Raw genomic sequence first — 16,784 nt, forward strand, 5'->3', positions numbered from 1 at the left:
GATTGACGCGATTTAAAAATCTATTTACGAGACCTAGAGTAATCACGTCCACCGTCACGATTTGAATAATATGCCCATTGCTTGACTCAGTTTTATCGTTACCAATTTACATCTGCTTTTCCCATTATTTACGGCTTAGTTTTAGCTTCATGCTTTCTGGTTCATTCTATTGCCATGAATGAAATGCCGTTATATTATGGACTGCTGTTCAGTTTATAGATAGCCCTTGTGACTATTATACTCACTATCACACCAACCATTATGGTTATTAGTACCATGGTTATGAACAATAAATAGTTGTTATTATAGGCACGCACGAAGTATGCCTGGGCTTTACCTGGCACGTAGGTGGGACCTAGCGAGACTTGCGATGCTAAGGATTGTGTGCCAATAACGTAATTATTACTGGGGCTTACGGTAATGTAGGCAGGATTGTTGTGTAATATGTCGGCATATAAGGACTATTAGTCACAGTTTGACTTATTAATATTGGCCTACGTATACCGTGATTGCCACGGAATTATTGGCGGGTACCGTGGTCCCTAAGCCGTAGATCACCAATGATCATGAGATCGTTCTATTGACCGGCATCTCAATCATAATGATATTGACTGGGTAGTCGTACACATTGTTTACTTCGTGGAATACGCAAACCACGGTAGTGTTAATACCAAAACTAAAATCTAGTAAAGAAATAAATAGGTAAACTAAACTATCTTTAACGGTATAATCATGAGAGAGAAGGTCTCTGTATGCGTCGTCATTGTAATTATCCTTGTTATTGTCACTGCTTTCCTGGGTGTGGTAATTAGTAATAAGGCTTTAAAGATTGCCTCACTGCAGTACGAGATTGGTGCCTTGAGAATAAACTACACGGCATTACAGGTACAATATGATCAATTAATGACGAATTATGTGAACCTTGAAACAGTGTATAAGAATTTACTGGTGAATTATACAATGCTTCAATCTCAGTACAATAGACTGAGGGCTAATTACACGGGGATCGTCAATGCCGTTTATGAATCATTAATTAGAGTTGAGCCTGTACTCTACGCCTATACTAAGGTTAATGATAACCTTGCGTTGTTTCTAAACATAACGAATCCGACGAATGAACTCATGAGTATAACGATGAGAGTATATGCTGGGCCACCAATATTCAGTGAATTAATACCAAACCAAACAGTGGTTCTAGTGCCACCAAGGTCCACGGTGATGTTACCAATTGCAATAGCATTATATAATTCAACACGTACCTACTTCGCGGGATTCGGCTATCCTGACTTTAAATCATTCAATGGCATTAATCTCACGGGTGAGTTAGTAGGTATGAAAGTATCAATTACAATAATTAACAATACCCTAGTGCCAGCTTGGGCTATGTATAACGCCTCAATAACCGAAATAATACCGGTAAATCAACCAATGGGCTTCGCAAAATACATCATAATACCTATGTACCTATACTGTACAAACTCCAGTTGCGGATCTCCAATTAGTGCAATTAACTTAGTCCTTGAGAACCCATTACCGAGTGCCATAACTATTAATGGTTACTATATATACATATATAATGGTTCATTACTAACCTCATGCACCCTAAACAGTCCATTGATAATAAATGCAACAAGCATTGTCAACATATCCCTACCAGCCCAGTCATATCGCTCCACCTTAATGCCATTGAATGTTATAACATTAACAAGTAGTTGGGCATCATTATTCAAATCATCAATCACCTGTATTGCGAACCGCACACCCCCACTCAGTGCTGCCCAACTACCCTACGGATATGTCGTATTGAATACAAGCATTGGGAATTTAACAATACCACTACTATCAAGCTATGGTTAATGACCCTTGTTCAAGTCTTCATTTAAAATGCCTCCGCACCGGAAGTTACTTCTATAATTGACGAGAAAGAAATAAGCAGGGTATTCTAATGTGATACTATATATTAAATTACCCGGCATCATTAGATTGGATCACAGCAAGCATCACATTATGTAATTAGCCATTTCCCTGGCTTCTCGCCATTGAGATTAATTCATTAAATGCCGTTACATTAAAGTAACTTAATGTATAATTCACAAGCTCAGACTTGCTCTGCACGACGTACATGTACGTACTCCTACTCGACAATGGGGATAGAACTACCGTTTCATTGATTATCCTAATTGCCGGTAAACCATTGGGTAGCAGGCATATTAACTCGGTTATATCATTACTACTACGAAGCCCAAGGCTACCCGCCATGCTCTGCGCCCTGGTTAAATTACTAATCACGTTAAAACAATACACAGCCTGCCCATGCCATTTGGTGGTGTTGACGTAATTAATGTACGTGGTAATCGAATAATTAATACTGTACCCCTGAACAGCAATTGCAAATGTGGCATTACCCAATAACTCATCAAAGGGTAAAAATGCCGTAAATACTGAGTATCTCCCTAATGGTAGGCAGTTAATGCTACCTGACCCGTGATTATTCATAACCACATAAGCAGCCTCGCATAGGTCGCTTCCATTAATCCAATAGGCCATTTCCTGCATAGGTATGAATTGCACATTGGAAGCCAAGCCATTACATGTGGTCTTTATTACATCGATGAAAGCCCTACTACCATTAATTGACCCAACACTAAAATCTGATGTTGAATTACAACGAATAACCTCATTGTTGGTGTTCGTAATTGATATTTCCACGTAACTCCCACTATACGTTGCCGTAAACGAGCCATTGCTTAATAGGTCCCTGAAGTTATTGACATAACTCATGGGTGATGCGGGCTGCGTTGACTGCCTTAATACGGCGATTGACACGGCGATAATGACTATTACTACTAACAATGCGGCAATTACGTACGTGCTTCTCATTATCAATTACGTGCTATATTTATTTTTAAAGATTACGCACCATTAATGTATTTTTCCATGTTATTCTATTTATTTTTGTTTATTTTTATATACTTAGGGTAATTATTAAAAACTTAGTATAAGCAGTTTAACCGTGACCGGTAAGGTAACTTACGTAGCAATACTGGCAGATGAATCAATACATCCTCAGTACGAGAGGGCCCTTGAGGAGGTTAAGGAGGATTTAGGTAGGGAGTGGCCGATGTACATAGGCGGTAAGGAGACCTATACGGGCGGTAAGTTTGAGAAGAGAAGTCCAATAGATGTTAATATACTGATTGGCAAATTCCAGCGAGGGAGTGGCGAGGAGTTCAGCCGGGCTCTGGACGAGGCAATTAAGGCTTTCCGTGAGTGGTCAAGGCTTGACTGGAAGGATAGGGCTAAGGTAATGGGTAGGCTGGCTGACTTGATTGAGAGAGATAGGTTTAGGTTGGCCGCTCTCATAACCTATGAAGTCGGTAAGAATAGGTATGAAGCTCTAGCCGAGGTTCATGAGGCTATTGACGTGGTTAGGTACTACGTGGACCTAATACATAAGGTTAACGGTTTCGAGGAGCCCATGCAGTCCCCAGTGCCTGGCGAGAGACCTGTCAGTGTTTTAAGGCCCTATGGGGCTTGGGCGGTTATTTCCCCATTCAATTTCCCAATAGCCCTGGCCAAGGGCATGCTGACCGGGGTACTGTTAATGGGCAATACCGCTGTTTGGAAGCCCACCAGTGAAGCCCCATTGACAGCAATAATGCTCTACAAATTAATGATCGAGGCCGGGATACCACCAGGCGTGGTTAACCTAGTGACAGGCCCCGGCGAGAGTTTCGAGGATGCGATCGTGGCCAACCCCAAGGTTGCCGGTATAGCATTCACGGGGTCTAGGGACGTTGGCATGAGACTTTACAGGAGGTTCACCCAGTCCCAGCCCTGGCCTAAACCCATAGTACTAGAGATGGGTAGCAAGAACCCAGTCATAGTAACGGCAAAGGCTGACCTGGATAAGGCAGCCGAGGGCGTTGTTAGGGCTGCCTTTGGTTATGGAGGTCAAAAGTGCTCAGCGACGTCGAGGGTTTATGTACAAAGGCAGGTGTATGATGAATTCCTGAACAAACTTATTGAGAAGACCAGGCAGATAGTCACGGTGGGCGACCCAAGGCTTAGGTCAACGTTCCTAGGCCCCTTAATAAACAAGAGGGCGCAGGATAATTACAGGAAGTACATTGCTGATGCCGTTTCGGCAGGTGGTAAGGTTGTGTACGGCGGTAAGGTTCTAGAAAGTGGGGAGTTTGCCAGAGGTTACTACGTTGAGCCAGCCATAATTACTAACCTACCCAGAGGAAACTACCTTTGGTATACTGAACTCTTCGTGCCAATACTCCTAGTGGACACCTTTGAAACGCTTGAGGAGGCCCTGGCCAAGGCCAACGACACGGAGTACGGCTTAACAGCCGGTATATTCTCAGAGGATCCCAATGAGGTGCAATACTTCTTTGACAATATAGAGTTCGGCGTAGTTTATGCGAATAGGAGGGGAGGAGCCACCACCGGGGCCTGGCCAGGTGCCCAGCCGTTCACGGGGTGGAAGGCCAGTGGAGCTACAGGTAAGGGTGTTAATGGGCCATACTATCTACTCAACTTCGCCAGGGAACAAGCCAGGACTGTGGTTCTTTAGGGGGATAAAGCGGGCAAACTCAAAATAACCTAACCCTTTAAAGCTGATGGTATTGGGAATCTCCTGGTCCTTAGGGTTATCGTGAGCCACTTATCGTATGTGTTTTCGTGGAATGAATACTCACCGCCCTCCCTACCGAAGCCTGATGCCTTAATTCCACCAAAAGGTACATGGCTCTCCTCGAGGAAGGTCACATCATTTATGTGGAACATTCCGGACTCCACGTTTTCAGCAATGTACATGGCCCTGTTAATATCCCTAGTTATGACCGCACCGCTTAAGCCGTAGTCTGTACTATTAACAATCTCAATTGCCTCCTCATCATTATCCACAACCACCACCGGCCTGATGGGGCCGAAAACCTCCTCCCTCATAACCCTCATGTTCAGGTCCACGTTTATTAATATCGTTGGTGTGAAGTAGTTTCCATTAACCTCACCACCAGTTAATACCTTAGCCCCCTTATCAAGTGCATCCTTTAAGAAGCCTCGCATTGTCTCAACCTGGTTTCTATTAATCAATGGGCCCTGGTCAACGTTCTTATCAACCCTCGGGTCACCTATCCTAAGCATCTTCGTATATTCAACAAACCTCTGTATGAACTTATCGGCTATCCCCCTATGCACGATTATCCTCTTAGCCGATGTACATATCTGACCCTGATGGAAGAACGCGGCAAATACAGCCAGCCTAGCGGCGTAGTCAGGATCGGCGTCGTCCAATATTATTAATGGGTCACTACCACCGAGTTCGAGGGTAACAGTCTTTAGAGCGCCACCTGCCTTTGACGCAATCTCCCTGCCAGTGGCCGACTCGCCTGTGAAGGTTATGTGCGTGACCTTCTTATTTACGACAATCTCATCACCAACAACACCACCGAGCCCAAAGACCACGTTAAGAACACCCTTGGGTAAACCAGCCTTATGCGCAAGTTGAGCTATTAAGTAGCCTGTTATGGGCGTGTCGCTGGCGGGTTTGTAGACAACCGTGTTCCCCGAGGCCAAGGCATGGGCAATCTTCTTCATGGATATGGATAAGGGGTAATTCCACGGGGTTATTACACCAACAACACCCTTCGGTTTCTTAAATACCATGGACACCGTGGCCTCGCTATCAGAGTTTAGGGTCTTACCCTCGATGTGCCTAGCCATTTCAGCGGCGTTTAGGATCAACCTTTCAGTAAATACAACCTCACCCCAAGCCTTCTTATAAATACCCCCACCCTCCTCAATCAACACCCTAATGAACTCGTCCTCCATTTTAACGAACTCCTCATGAATCCTGTAGAGGTATTCAGCCCTCTTAATTGCCGTTAACCTTGACCAGCTCCTCAAAGCATCATAGGCGGCGTCGATGGCTGCTCTAGTATCATCTCTACCGCTGACGGGAACCTCAGCCAGTGGTGAATCATCGATAGGGCTTCTCTTAACCCTAAACTCCCCAGCGGAAGGAGGCGTGAATTCACCATTTATGTAATTCAAAATCCTCTCAACCACAGAACTACCCCAAATAGAACCACTAATTAATACTATTTAATAAAGTTTAAGCCTAAGCCTAAGAACATTATTATATAAACATCATCAGCACTAAAGGAAAAGGAAACAACAAAGCAAAAAAGTCCGTAAGATTTATTACTCTTGATGGTTGTGGGGTTGAGGTGGTTGGTTGATCATAACCGCGCTCGTCATAATGGTTGCCTACTCGTCACTCCTTATTTACGCCCACATTGGTCGTGTGGTCCTTAGGTATAGTGGGCCTGGTTATGTGGTTGAGTACATTAGGTATCCCGAATTACCCTGGCCCCTGAACATACTGACCTTTAGCCCACCAAGTGAGTACCCACTCATAAACATCGCCATCACCAACGCCCCCACACCGTATCCCCACACCAACGCCAGGTTCTTCATATACGCCACAGGCCCCTCCGTTGGTGGTTTCGTCGATGTTGGGCATTACCTGAGCAATTCAACGAGTTTCGTGATAAACGTGGGTAATTACACGGCGTATGCCCTTGAGCTTGATAATTACCTAAGGATGACCCCTGACATGGCTGGTCCATCGATAATCCTCTTCATAAGCACAATAACGAACACAAGCAAGGGCCCCTCCGTGGTCACGGGGTTCGTCACCATACCAATAATACCAATGCTCGCTAGGGGCTCGGTTGTTGATGTTGTAATTAATTATACGAGGGTAGCGAAGGTCGGGTTGACCGTGAATGCCACGGGTGGTGCTGCCCCATCCTTCCAAGACCCATCAACACAACCACCAAGCACAGCATCCGCTGGTTGTGTAGTTGCTAGTGGTGGCCCTTACAAGAGTGGGGAGGAGTGTTGGTATTGGCAACTTAACACGGTGCTGCTGACTCGGGATAACACACCATTCCCGGTGGTGGCCCAGGTGGTACGGTCGTCGGAGGTGAATTACGTGGGTGAGAGTGATGTTCGGGTGGGCATTGAGCTTAGCCAATCCACCTACACCGGGGCTGGCTTCACCCTATCACTGGCAATACCAACAAACGCCGGAGTTAATGTAGAAATACCCGGGATAGGCTACATACTACAACTACAAAGTAACCAAAATAGCTACACGCTATTAAATTATGAATGCTACTTCACAAATCCATTGGTACCAATAACGCCTTTATGCGAATATGCAAATGTGAGCGCAAATTATGCCGTCTCAGCGCCCAGTATTTCCAGCGCCGGTGCTTATGGCATTGCCATAATTGGTTATCTTGAGATTGCTAATTATACGGAGTATGAGTGTGTGGGTTCGTTGGGTGATCCCTGCATTGGCACTGTTGAGGCTGTGCAGTGGGCGATAATGACTTGGTTCGCAGCCTATAACAACACCAACGTCAATGAGTTTGAGGCGGAGCCACTGGATCCAGGGGTGATTATGAAGTACATACAGACACTACTCAATAATAAGGCATTCAACACAATAACATTCCCAAGCGGTACAGGATATATTACCGCAGGGGATATTGATACTTAGGTAGGTGCGTCACCCCTCCTCGCCCTTGCAAGCGATATGGGCTCAATACTCGAAGCCATGGGCATATCAATACCCCCAAAGCTAGACCTGTTCCTAAACTACCTATTAGTGGGCATATCCTTCAACGCAGAGACAATCAGCACTATTTCATCATCAATAAGTATTACGTCTGAACCCTTAACTGGCGCATGTAACGGTAACCCTATTGTTTATGAGTTTAATTACCAGGTTTACATAAGTAACCTAAGCAATTACTACCCAGCACCAACGTTTTACGCAGACTTCAACGCACGCCCATGCCAATAACCCACAAATCCAGGGACTGCCCTACTTCCATTTATGAAGCCTATACCCATATAGTCATAGTCAATTAAATGCTCATTAGACTCATAATGCATATTGCTCCCTATCGTGACGTAAGTGACATTTTCATAGTACATCGCAGCGAATGAACCGTTGATTAGTAATTCCCTGAGGTCATTAATGTAATTCATGAACGATGAGGACTGACCTCCCAATCTTGATACAGCAATTATTATGGCAATTATAAGCACAATAATCACTAATGCGGTTACCACGAATACCCTTCTCATCGCCAAAACACCTCACGCCGTTTTTAAAGCCTTATTACGCAACGTATCACCACATGAATGCTAGGGTAATCATAAGTGGATTGATCATGGGTTCACCGGCTCTAGCCTAAAGTAATTAATTACTTCATTAAATCGCGCATCACGTTAGATACGCATTAGAATTTAAGATCACCACATAACTAAGCCGTTAGTAATGGCTTAATAAGCGTGACCTCATACGGATATGAAGATGTAATACCCTAAATAAGTATCGTAGTAGCTTACGCACAACGATAATCAGTAATACATTATTAATACCCAGTCCACGGTTGATATTTACATACCTACTAATATAATTATTAATGGATCAGAACCATTACCTACATTATATTTTATCAGCAATTAATAATGATAATACTATTCGCAAATTATCTCCTTACCTAACCTTTGTTATCGGTAGTTTTCCGTTTCTTAAGTCATTTATTAATTGAACGACCTCATTTACCGCAGCCTCCAGTATTGCCTTGCCCTTCTCCTGGCTTGCCCTCGATGGGTATCCCTGCACGGCCTTCGTATACTCCATCGCATAGACCTCCTTCCCATACACCCTAAACCTCACCTCAACCCACTCATCGGCTGAGCCATCCCTCGGAATCCACTTGACCAGGTCTGGGTATGCTGCCCAGACCTGAAATCGACTATAAACTATAAACTATTATATCAATAATACTAGTAATGATTAATGATTAATGAAGTATGTATGTAATACGTATTCGGCTACCTAATCCTAAACGACATATCAATGCATGACTGGCAATCATTGCCGTTTGGTCCTTTTAAATGATTACTGCGCCATTAACAATACTAATACTTGAGTAAATTCCAGTCGAGTTAATTATTAGGGCTGGGTTGTTAAGTTGCTTAGGTATGTTATCAATAAGCGTAGCCCTTTTCACGCACTGCCACCGACTATTAACATGTACAAATGAGCATTCGTTATCGCTGAATCAACCAATCCCAGGAGTTAAAGGGTTAAGCACCGACATTTCAACCCCATATAGACAAAAAGGCGGTATTTAAACCCGCCACCTCGGAAGTACAAACCTACACATAGCAAGCACAAACTCCTTAAATTCAGCATTGTTATTATCTCCGTGGGCTTTCCATGCCTAGTATGATGGTTGGGGCCAATGTCTCTAGGTGTAGGCTGCTGTCGATGGCCCTACCCACGTTAATGACTCCAACCCTTCCATCACCAACCACATTAACGAAATCGCTCGAATCACCTTTGTGGATACCCGAGGTTTAGAAAGTCCGTGGGTTTTACCACCCTCGATGGTTATGGACTCCAAATATTCCCAGCCCTAGTACAATCACTAATTAGTTACCCACTCATTGAGTGGTCAAGCATTAGGCGCATCGTCGGTGCCCTGGCGGCCATGTGCATGATCTTCGCCCTACTAATGGGCATACTACCCACAGTACTAAACTCAGTGGGTTTAACGGCGGTGATTGCTTAATCCTAAATGCCTTCAGTGCACCACCTCCTTTGGCAGGTTTTATTAAGGCACAAGACACCGCCTAGACAATTGGGTAATGTTTTAATTTGCTTGTTGGTTTGTTGTTTCATGCCTGGTAAGGTTTTGGTTGTTGGTGTTGTGGTTGCCGTTGTTGTTATAGCCATTGCCTTGATCCTACTGATGCATCCATTCGCCTCGAAGCCGTCGGTGGCTTACCTAACCGTTAACGCCCCATACGCATTCTTGAGACCTTTGGGGAGTGGGCAGTACGAACTATTCTACTACGATCAACAAGGCAATTTACACGACTTAGGAACATACAACGTATCCAGCACAGTATTGAATGAGGCAGTTAATGAAATCAACTCATTCAACCAACAGAATGCCGGAACAATCATTAATGGGCAAAACTTCATACCATTAAGCTACGAAGTGGTTATAGGAAACTCAACAGGAGTAGTAAAGATACCGATACAGGGAAACACAATACTGCTGGATAAAGTCAACCCAGGATACTGGACAGTACTGGTAACAGACCAAAACGATTTAACAAAACTAGCATACGCACTAGACGTAGGATACAAAGAAGCAGCAACAGTATCAGGAACATCAAACCTATGGTACCAACAAGGAGTAGGAACAATATTAACCGAAACTTTTGATTTAGGTAAGTATGCACTCAATCCATCCTTCGCAGGAGCAAATTTGATAATAACTAATAATGGAACATTTATTCCATTTGCATACATGCTTGGTACTAACCAAAATTCCTATAGCTATCAGTTGACTTTCGTAGAACAATCTGACACTAATGTTTATAGCTAGTCTCTAAGAAGGTACAGTTAACTCATATGGAACTCCGAAAGTAGCAATAACCCAATCTAAATACATATAACCAAAGCCCCCGCCTGAACCAGACGCAATAAATATATATGGCTGATTCAAATAATTAGTTATATTTTCAATCAAAGGTTCTATTGTAGGAGCATTAGGATAATTTTCCTTGTATCCAAATGTTCCATCAATAAAACCGTTTTGTAAATTTATTTCTTGATAGTTATTCAAAGCTACAGAATTTTCGGCTTCGAATGCTGTTTGATATGCGTTTTGGTAACTTGTCGCTAAGTACGTTGATGGTGGTAATGGTGATAACGTATATGCACCTATAGATGGAACATACTGCATTGGTAAGTTATTATTGTAAATGTTTCCATTAACCATGAAGTAAACATTTAATGCATTTTGACCACTTTGATCTGGAGAAAACCAATAGTATGTATAAAGTACTCCATAGTACATATAATTTTGATTATTTTGCTGATCCTGTGGAGCAAATGGTATGTAGCCGGTGCTTGTCGTTGCCCAGAGTCTGTCATCGAATGACTAATCGGCAACATTGATTCCCCTCAATTGGTCCTTATAATTTGGTTACGCCTGCGCTGGGTATTTAAGTCGTTGCTGGGAAGCGAGCCAATGGGCTTTACTAAGCATTTACTTGCTGGTGTTTTTGGTGCCCTACTCTTCCTAGCCCTCTACCTGCTCGTCGTTTGGTTTCAGTTTCGCCTGATTGGTAGCTCCACGTTCATGCGTAGCCTCGGCCCGTACTCACCACTCGTGGTTCACATCGGTCACGTTGGGCTTGACCTGGTGCCGGTAATCATTGACGCCGTTGTTTTGGCAATGCTTACCCTAACCAGCCTTGGTTCTTTGAGTGAGTTGGTTAGGGCTTTGGAATTAACGGTAGTTGTCTCGGTAATCATCGCCTCAACAACCTCACTGGCCTACCTGCTGATTATTCACGGCTTGAGCGGCTTGTCTATCTACGAGTTTAGCTCACTCACGATATTTACAGCGTTGATGACCGACGTAATTGCAGTAATGGCAATATGCATGCTGATTAAAGCCAAGGAGTGCCTAAGGCCCAGGGCCCTAGCCCTAATAACATACGCCAACGCATTAATCATTGACTACCTAATCGATTCATTAAACTCAACGGTTATCGCCGCCATGAAGGGATTAGAACCAGTGATTGGGGCCTTGGGGCCGGTGGATGGCTTAGTGATTGACCCACTACTGATCATGGCGATGGCTTACCTAACCCTCCGCTTAACTCGTAATAAGTCGTAACTACCCTTAACATGGTGCTTTTAACCTGGGCGGCGGATCATTGAGATTGGGTGACTAACATGTCAATGCCCAGATGTCCAAGCCACCTATCACCCGACCACAGAAGGCGCCCAGTGGCGTTACCCCTGTTGAGGCTGGCGCAAAGTTTTTCGGTAATATCCCTGATAGGTTTACCTTGAGTGATGTGCATTTGCCGAGGGTTATCGCGGTAACCGTACCCCAAATACTCGATTGATAATTAACATCGACTGCGCATGCAGCACAACATGCTATGCGATTATTCGACCAATCCACTACGTAAAAAATCAGTAAATCACCAGGGTTGATGGCAAACCTACCATCAAGCCTAACCTTACAGCCACCGCATACACCTGAGCAGTTATCTACCTTAATCAACCAACAATTCCGCATCATAAGCAAACCGGCCTTTGTAGTTACTGAAATCAACCTCAACACTCGCAGACAGCACTCAACTTAATGCGTGCCTGATGAATACGTGAGCATATGCAGGAAGGTGTCGAAATACCCAACACTACTCCTAACCAGTGGTGACTACGGTGAGTGGGTTAGGGAGTTCTGGAGGGAGCTTAACCCCGGGCGAGAAGTTAATCGTGGCCAGGGAGATAGCCAAGGCACTGGAGTTTCCGGGCATTAGGGTTGGTGAGGATGATGTTAGGCGATTAATTCGCGAGCTCGATAATGGTAAGATCCCCAACCTAGGCTTTAGGGTCATGGCCATACTATGCCCATGCGAAGACCCACTACTGATGAATTATAGCCCGAGTGATTACGAGAGTAACTGCAGGGAATGGAGAATGAAACACGAGGCCTAAGGCCCCGCGCAACCATTATCGTATTAACCACCAGCACTATTTAACGTTTGAAAGTATATATCAATGGCATTGCAGGGCACGTGAAGAAGAGAGTTAGTGGCGTACTTCTCAGCATAGTTCCACATTAATTGTATGCAGGATGTCTTATAACCCAGTAAGTTTAACAATACGTTAAGCATCGTTGCATCATGCCTAGGCTTAAGTATTAAAATAGCCATGTTATTGCTATTTAAAGGCCAGGAACCCTCTTACTAAGAATCCCCAGATTATCCCTAATGAAATTAGCAAGAATTAGGCATGGGTTCAAGCCATCCTTAGATCTGCAGTCCTCAAAGCCCATTGAATGAGAATAGAAAGTAGGCTAATATACTTAACCTCAATTAATGAACCATTAACTAAACCGCTTTAGCAATGTGTTTTTCGTTAACTCACACGGCGTAGTGCATCCCAATTAAGTGTTCATACTCCACTAATCCCAATAGTTGGGTGGGTAGTTTGTTCATGAACTCCTCATGACTCTTCCTAACCATTTCGCCGTTGTTAATGCTCCCCCTGTCTAGTAGGTATAGGAAGAATTCGTGGTACAGTATTCGCGTGACTTCGTCACGGGTGACTACAATGTCTAGGTTAACCCTCTTGTATCCTTCTAAGTGTCTCCTGCAGTTTATTGTGAGGGCTAGTGGGTGTGCGTAGTACTCCCTTTGGCATGGATTCCAAGGGATGCCTAGGCTGTTGATGATTTGTGGGTGTAGGTCGTAGACTGGTTGGAACCTAAAGCCATTAGTCTCATCAGGCTCACACTCAAATAGTCCACGTATGAATTCCCAGAATTTATTAACGGCGCTGCCCTTTATGAAAATATCAACATCACCAACATCGCCACAGCACTTTAAGCCTGCGAGGCACTTAGCAACACCACCAATGATTATTACATCATTAAGAACGCCCAATTGGGAGGAAACCCTCTTAATGCAATCAATGATGTAACAGCTCTCTCTAGGAAGACCCGACCTGCATTGAGTACCTTGACCCATCAAATACCTAGGCATCCCACCCCTCAAAAACTTCATCACTACCTAAACCAAGCGTTACTCCACGACAACCAGGAAGGAACCCTGCATTGGGCTCCTCGGCGTTATTAAAAATATGATTGTTAAATCGTCAGTTATTTGGGATAGAAAGACTTATGAAAAGCCTAGTAGGACCTCGAACTCTTAAGACCTCAACACAGTAGGTGGTTGTCTAATGGGTTGGTGATCGAGTTCATTATGAAACCATTGAAATGGCAACCAACGAAAAGGGGCTAATAAGTAAGGACAAAGCCCTAGATGCGCTAGGGATTTGCTTGTGAGCATTGAGTATGAAGAGAGATATCACAGACAAGGGTTGTAGAGAACTTGATAAATTAATAACTACCAAATACCGCGAACAGGATAAGGGATAATATTTCAGTTATTTTATCCGATAGTTTTATGTATTTTTTACTTTCGCTGTACTAGTTAAAAATGATAAGTGATACGATTACTAAGGTACTTGGATACCTTACGGAGTTCTTTGTATCGTTGTTATGGAATATTTCAATTACCATTGCATTTATTCTAATAGCGCATGCGCCTAGTTGTCTCAGCAGTATACCCATTTTTACATATAGTCCATTCTACTCGTCGCTTCTTCGATTAATACCGATTTATTACGTGGGTCTATTAGTGGTTGGTTTCGTAATCGCGCTTGCTACGAAAATCGAAATCGTTGGGTCACTCTGTAGATCCTACCTGCTTTACGGTGTAAGTTTCGACTTACTCGATTGGGGTGATGCCATAACCCTATTACTAAGTCTCATAGTGCTGTTATTAATCATCACATGATGAGTACTTTAGGTAAGCTTAGCAATTGCCATTAATACTGCGTTAAGTGCCATTGGAGTTAATGAAGCATTCGTACAAGCATGCTACTTAACCTGCGGGTGTCTTTAACTGCATTAGTGAGATTGTGTATAAGATTAACAATCATTAATCTCATCGCATCATCCTAAAAATAAACACGGTTCAAGCCTAAGATACCACCTCAACTACCCCATGCCTTAATTACTAATAATGCTCTAAGGGCTTGTTAATCACTCAGTGAAGTCCTTCTCTGGGCATTTCCGTAACCATAAACATAGGTGAAGTCATACGCTAAACCACCAATAATTCACCAAAATTCTTATATAGAGATATACATTAGTATGGTGTACGCATAAATAATTTTTCAATATCCTAATTAAAATCTTCTCTCACTGTGACGTACATGAAATGAAACATTAAGAGTCTCCTAACGTCAGCCATACACTCCACCCTATAGAGGACCAATTACCTACTTAAGAGCGAGAGAGACCTACGAAGTGATCCTTCAAGTCCTCAAGGAATTAAGCCAGTCAATGCCTGGACCAACAAATATTACGGCAAATATACCTTGAATGATTTCCCAGACTTTATGATCTACTTTCTCTTAAGTTCAACGTTACCATGAAGATAGAGAGGCACAATTAAGAAGTATTTTTTATTTTAGACCCTTAGAACGCAAAAATTAAAAATACCTCTACGATTAAGTATAATAATGATAAAAGATGTAAAAATATCTAAGTCAACTCAGCAAACCACGGAAAATAACGCTAAAGATCAAGACTTCATAGTCCCATACTTGTTAGAAACTTCTCAGGAATATATTTCTAATGAAGATTACGAAATTAAAGAACTTAAGCTTAATGATTATAAAAATTATTATTTAATTCCTAAAGAAGTAAAGTACGTAGAGGGGCGAATGCCATGGAACCCATGGCAGCACGCTCAACACCCCAAACCTGCAGTACTTGTAAAAAGTAAAGGATGCGTAGACTTAAATGCGCTCCTTTCAAGCTACGTTGATTTAAGATGGGAAGGTGATTTTGCTTTAATTTACAATAAAGTAACTTCATTAGTTTTCATGAGTAGCAGAGGTATTCATGATTTAATAATGTCCATGCTTAAGAGACCTGTTAAAGAATTAAAGGAAAAATATCCGCATATTTATGAGACCTTACTTATTAATGTTAAAGGGTGCCAATGATGCTTTTTAATTTAAATGCTGATAAAGCACCTTGGCCAAAAACACCCCTTATTATTCAATTTGAGATAACATCATCGTGCAATTTGAATTGCATATATTGCTATGCAAAGCCGTTCACGAATAAGATCATGAGATTTGAGGACTTTAAATATTTAGCTGATAAGACTTATAATGAGGCAAAACCTTTTGAATTTGGCATACTTGGTGGTGAACCATTCCTTCACCCTCAAATATTAGATATTATTGAATATTCGCTAGGAAAATTCCCTAGCGTAGGAATAAGTACTAATGGAACTTTAATATGGAAGCTAAGTAAAGATGATTTAATAAGGTTAAAGTATGCTGTAGAATCTGGATTAGATTTACAGATATCGCTTGATTCTCATATATCTAGTATACATGATGCCGTTAGAGGATCTTTTAATCTTACATTAAAATCCCTCTACGTTTTAGAGAAATACAATATTCCGTTCACAATAGGTATAGTAGTGACGAGTGTAAATGCTCCTACATTAATCGAAACTGTTGAATGGTTAATAACAAACTTTAAAAATATTGAGAAGATTCATTTTGAAAATGTTATGCCCTCAGTAATTATGGATAGGGATTTATACTATAAATTAAGGCTAAAAGACCCCATAAAGTTTTGGCGTTCTATAACGCCTAAACTTGCTGAATTGAGTAGAAAATATAATGTATATATTGATTTACCTTTTACAAATAACGCTAATCTTCACTATGTTATGCAGAATATTAACTATGGACTATGCCTAGCTGGGATTACAAGGGCTATTGTAAAGGTGGATGGTACAATTGTACCTTGTGAATTGGTCCATACACTTAAGTTAGGCAACTTATATAAGGAGGATTGGCATACGATATGGGAAAGGGCACGTAAAATTATGTTAACTATTAACGAAAAAATAGTAAAAGGTCTTCAATTAAAAGGCTATGGACTATGCAGATTAATGAATTTAGAAAAAATAATTACCCCCAATGATATAGAGACCTTTTAATAAAAAGGCAATTCTAATTCCATTTGTAAATTTTTGTCTATTTAAGTTTC

19 protein-coding genes are annotated in these 16,784 nt (G+C 42.3%); 11 read left to right on the top strand and 8 right to left on the bottom strand.

The annotated features are described in order from the left end of the window. Positions 1–732 precede the first annotated feature (732 nt). Positions 733–1,857 (top strand): hypothetical protein, encoded by a 1,125-nt coding sequence (locus tag Vsou_RS04430; protein WP_188602467.1) that lies wholly within the window; start codon positions 733–735, stop codon positions 1,855–1,857. Positions 1,858–2,013: 156 nt separating this feature from the next. Here Vsou_RS04430 and Vsou_RS04435 read toward each other — a convergent pair whose 3' ends face one another. Further along, positions 2,014–2,880, bottom strand: coding sequence for a hypothetical protein (locus Vsou_RS04435; RefSeq protein ID WP_188602466.1), 867 nt, complete (start codon positions 2,878–2,880; stop codon positions 2,014–2,016). 133 nt (positions 2,881–3,013) lie between these two features. On the opposite strand from Vsou_RS04435, the gene Vsou_RS04440 reads away from it, so the two are divergent. After that, positions 3,014–4,582 (top strand): L-glutamate gamma-semialdehyde dehydrogenase, encoded by a 1,569-nt coding sequence (locus Vsou_RS04440; protein WP_188602465.1) that lies wholly within the window; start codon positions 3,014–3,016, stop codon positions 4,580–4,582. 29 nt (positions 4,583–4,611) lie between these two features. Here Vsou_RS04440 and Vsou_RS04445 read toward each other — a convergent pair whose 3' ends face one another. Then, positions 4,612–6,078 (bottom strand): aldehyde dehydrogenase family protein, encoded by a 1,467-nt coding sequence (locus Vsou_RS04445; RefSeq protein ID WP_188602464.1) that lies wholly within the window; start codon positions 6,076–6,078, stop codon positions 4,612–4,614. A 169-nt stretch (positions 6,079–6,247) separates the two neighbouring features. On the opposite strand from Vsou_RS04445, the gene Vsou_RS04450 reads away from it, so the two are divergent. Next, a complete protein-coding gene (locus Vsou_RS04450; protein WP_229709687.1) occupies positions 6,248–7,582 on the top strand; it encodes a hypothetical protein in 1,335 nt (444 codons plus the stop codon). A 36-nt stretch (positions 7,583–7,618) separates the two neighbouring features. Continuing rightward, positions 7,619–7,888: a hypothetical protein gene (locus tag Vsou_RS04455; RefSeq protein ID WP_229709686.1), complete on the top strand. Its 270-nt coding sequence runs from the start codon at positions 7,619–7,621 to the stop codon at positions 7,886–7,888. Here the strand turns inward: Vsou_RS04455 and Vsou_RS04460 are convergent. Beyond that, complete coding sequence (locus Vsou_RS04460; RefSeq protein ID WP_054844685.1) at positions 7,855–8,175, bottom strand: hypothetical protein; 321 nt, start codon at positions 8,173–8,175, stop codon at positions 7,855–7,857. The genes Vsou_RS04455 and Vsou_RS04460 overlap by 34 nt on opposite strands. Before the next feature lie 415 nt (positions 8,176–8,590). Beyond that, positions 8,591–8,773 carry a hypothetical protein gene (locus Vsou_RS04465; RefSeq protein WP_054844686.1) on the bottom strand — a complete coding sequence of 61 codons (183 nt, stop codon included), beginning with the start codon at positions 8,771–8,773 and terminating at the stop codon, positions 8,591–8,593. 697 nt (positions 8,774–9,470) lie between these two features. Between Vsou_RS04465 and Vsou_RS04470 the strand changes: the two genes are divergently transcribed. Together Vsou_RS04470 and Vsou_RS04475 are read left to right on the top strand one after the other, a co-directional pair. Next, positions 9,471–9,674: a hypothetical protein gene (locus Vsou_RS04470; RefSeq protein ID WP_188602654.1), complete on the top strand. Its 204-nt coding sequence runs from the start codon at positions 9,471–9,473 to the stop codon at positions 9,672–9,674. A 108-nt stretch (positions 9,675–9,782) separates the two neighbouring features. After that, the gene (locus tag Vsou_RS04475; protein WP_188602463.1) at positions 9,783–10,499 is read left to right on the top strand and encodes a hypothetical protein; all 717 of its coding nucleotides are present in this window, start codon (positions 9,783–9,785) and stop codon (positions 10,497–10,499) included. A 3-nt stretch (positions 10,500–10,502) separates the two neighbouring features. Here Vsou_RS04475 and Vsou_RS04480 read toward each other — a convergent pair whose 3' ends face one another. Next, a complete protein-coding gene (locus tag Vsou_RS04480) occupies positions 10,503–10,973 on the bottom strand; it encodes a hypothetical protein (RefSeq protein WP_188602462.1) in 471 nt (156 codons plus the stop codon). 174 nt (positions 10,974–11,147) lie between these two features. Between Vsou_RS04480 and Vsou_RS04485 the strand changes: the two genes are divergently transcribed. Beyond that, the gene (locus Vsou_RS04485) at positions 11,148–11,801 is read left to right on the top strand and encodes a hypothetical protein (RefSeq protein ID WP_188602461.1); all 654 of its coding nucleotides are present in this window, start codon (positions 11,148–11,150) and stop codon (positions 11,799–11,801) included. 54 nt (positions 11,802–11,855) lie between these two features. Here the strand turns inward: Vsou_RS04485 and Vsou_RS04490 are convergent, their stop codons facing one another. After that, positions 11,856–12,257 (bottom strand): hypothetical protein, encoded by a 402-nt coding sequence (locus Vsou_RS04490; protein WP_188602460.1) that lies wholly within the window; start codon positions 12,255–12,257, stop codon positions 11,856–11,858. Positions 12,258–12,358: 101 nt separating this feature from the next. Between Vsou_RS04490 and Vsou_RS04495 the strand changes: the two genes are divergently transcribed. Then, positions 12,359–12,634, top strand: coding sequence for a hypothetical protein (locus tag Vsou_RS04495; protein ID WP_188602459.1), 276 nt, complete (start codon positions 12,359–12,361; stop codon positions 12,632–12,634). Between the two features lie 23 nt (positions 12,635–12,657). Here the strand turns inward: Vsou_RS04495 and Vsou_RS04500 are convergent, their stop codons facing one another. Both Vsou_RS04500 and Vsou_RS04505 read right to left on the bottom strand, forming a co-directional pair. Further along, positions 12,658–12,852: a hypothetical protein gene (locus Vsou_RS04500; protein ID WP_264890776.1), complete on the bottom strand. Its 195-nt coding sequence runs from the start codon at positions 12,850–12,852 to the stop codon at positions 12,658–12,660. Positions 12,853–13,062: 210 nt separating this feature from the next. After that, positions 13,063–13,704, bottom strand: a complete 642-nt coding sequence (locus Vsou_RS04505) for a hypothetical protein (RefSeq protein ID WP_264890777.1) — start codon at positions 13,702–13,704, stop codon at positions 13,063–13,065. 435 nt (positions 13,705–14,139) lie between these two features. On the opposite strand from Vsou_RS04505, the gene Vsou_RS04510 reads away from it, so the two are divergent. The 3 genes from Vsou_RS04510 (at position 14,140) to Vsou_RS04520 (ending at position 16,734) form a co-directional block, all read left to right on the top strand. Continuing rightward, positions 14,140–14,499: a hypothetical protein gene (locus Vsou_RS04510; RefSeq protein ID WP_188602457.1), complete on the top strand. Its 360-nt coding sequence runs from the start codon at positions 14,140–14,142 to the stop codon at positions 14,497–14,499. A gap of 730 nt (positions 14,500–15,229) precedes the next feature. Continuing rightward, entirely contained in the window at positions 15,230–15,718 is a 489-nt protein-coding gene (locus tag Vsou_RS04515; protein ID WP_188602456.1) for a hypothetical protein, read from the top strand. Beyond that, a complete protein-coding gene (locus Vsou_RS04520) occupies positions 15,718–16,734 on the top strand; it encodes a radical SAM/SPASM domain-containing protein (RefSeq protein WP_188602455.1) in 1,017 nt (338 codons plus the stop codon). The genes Vsou_RS04515 and Vsou_RS04520 overlap by 1 nt, the downstream gene beginning before the upstream one ends. Positions 16,735–16,784 lie beyond the last annotated feature (50 nt).

The organism is Vulcanisaeta souniana JCM 11219 (assembly GCF_026000775.1).
GTDB lineage: Archaea > Thermoproteota > Thermoprotei > Thermoproteales > Thermocladiaceae > Vulcanisaeta > Vulcanisaeta souniana.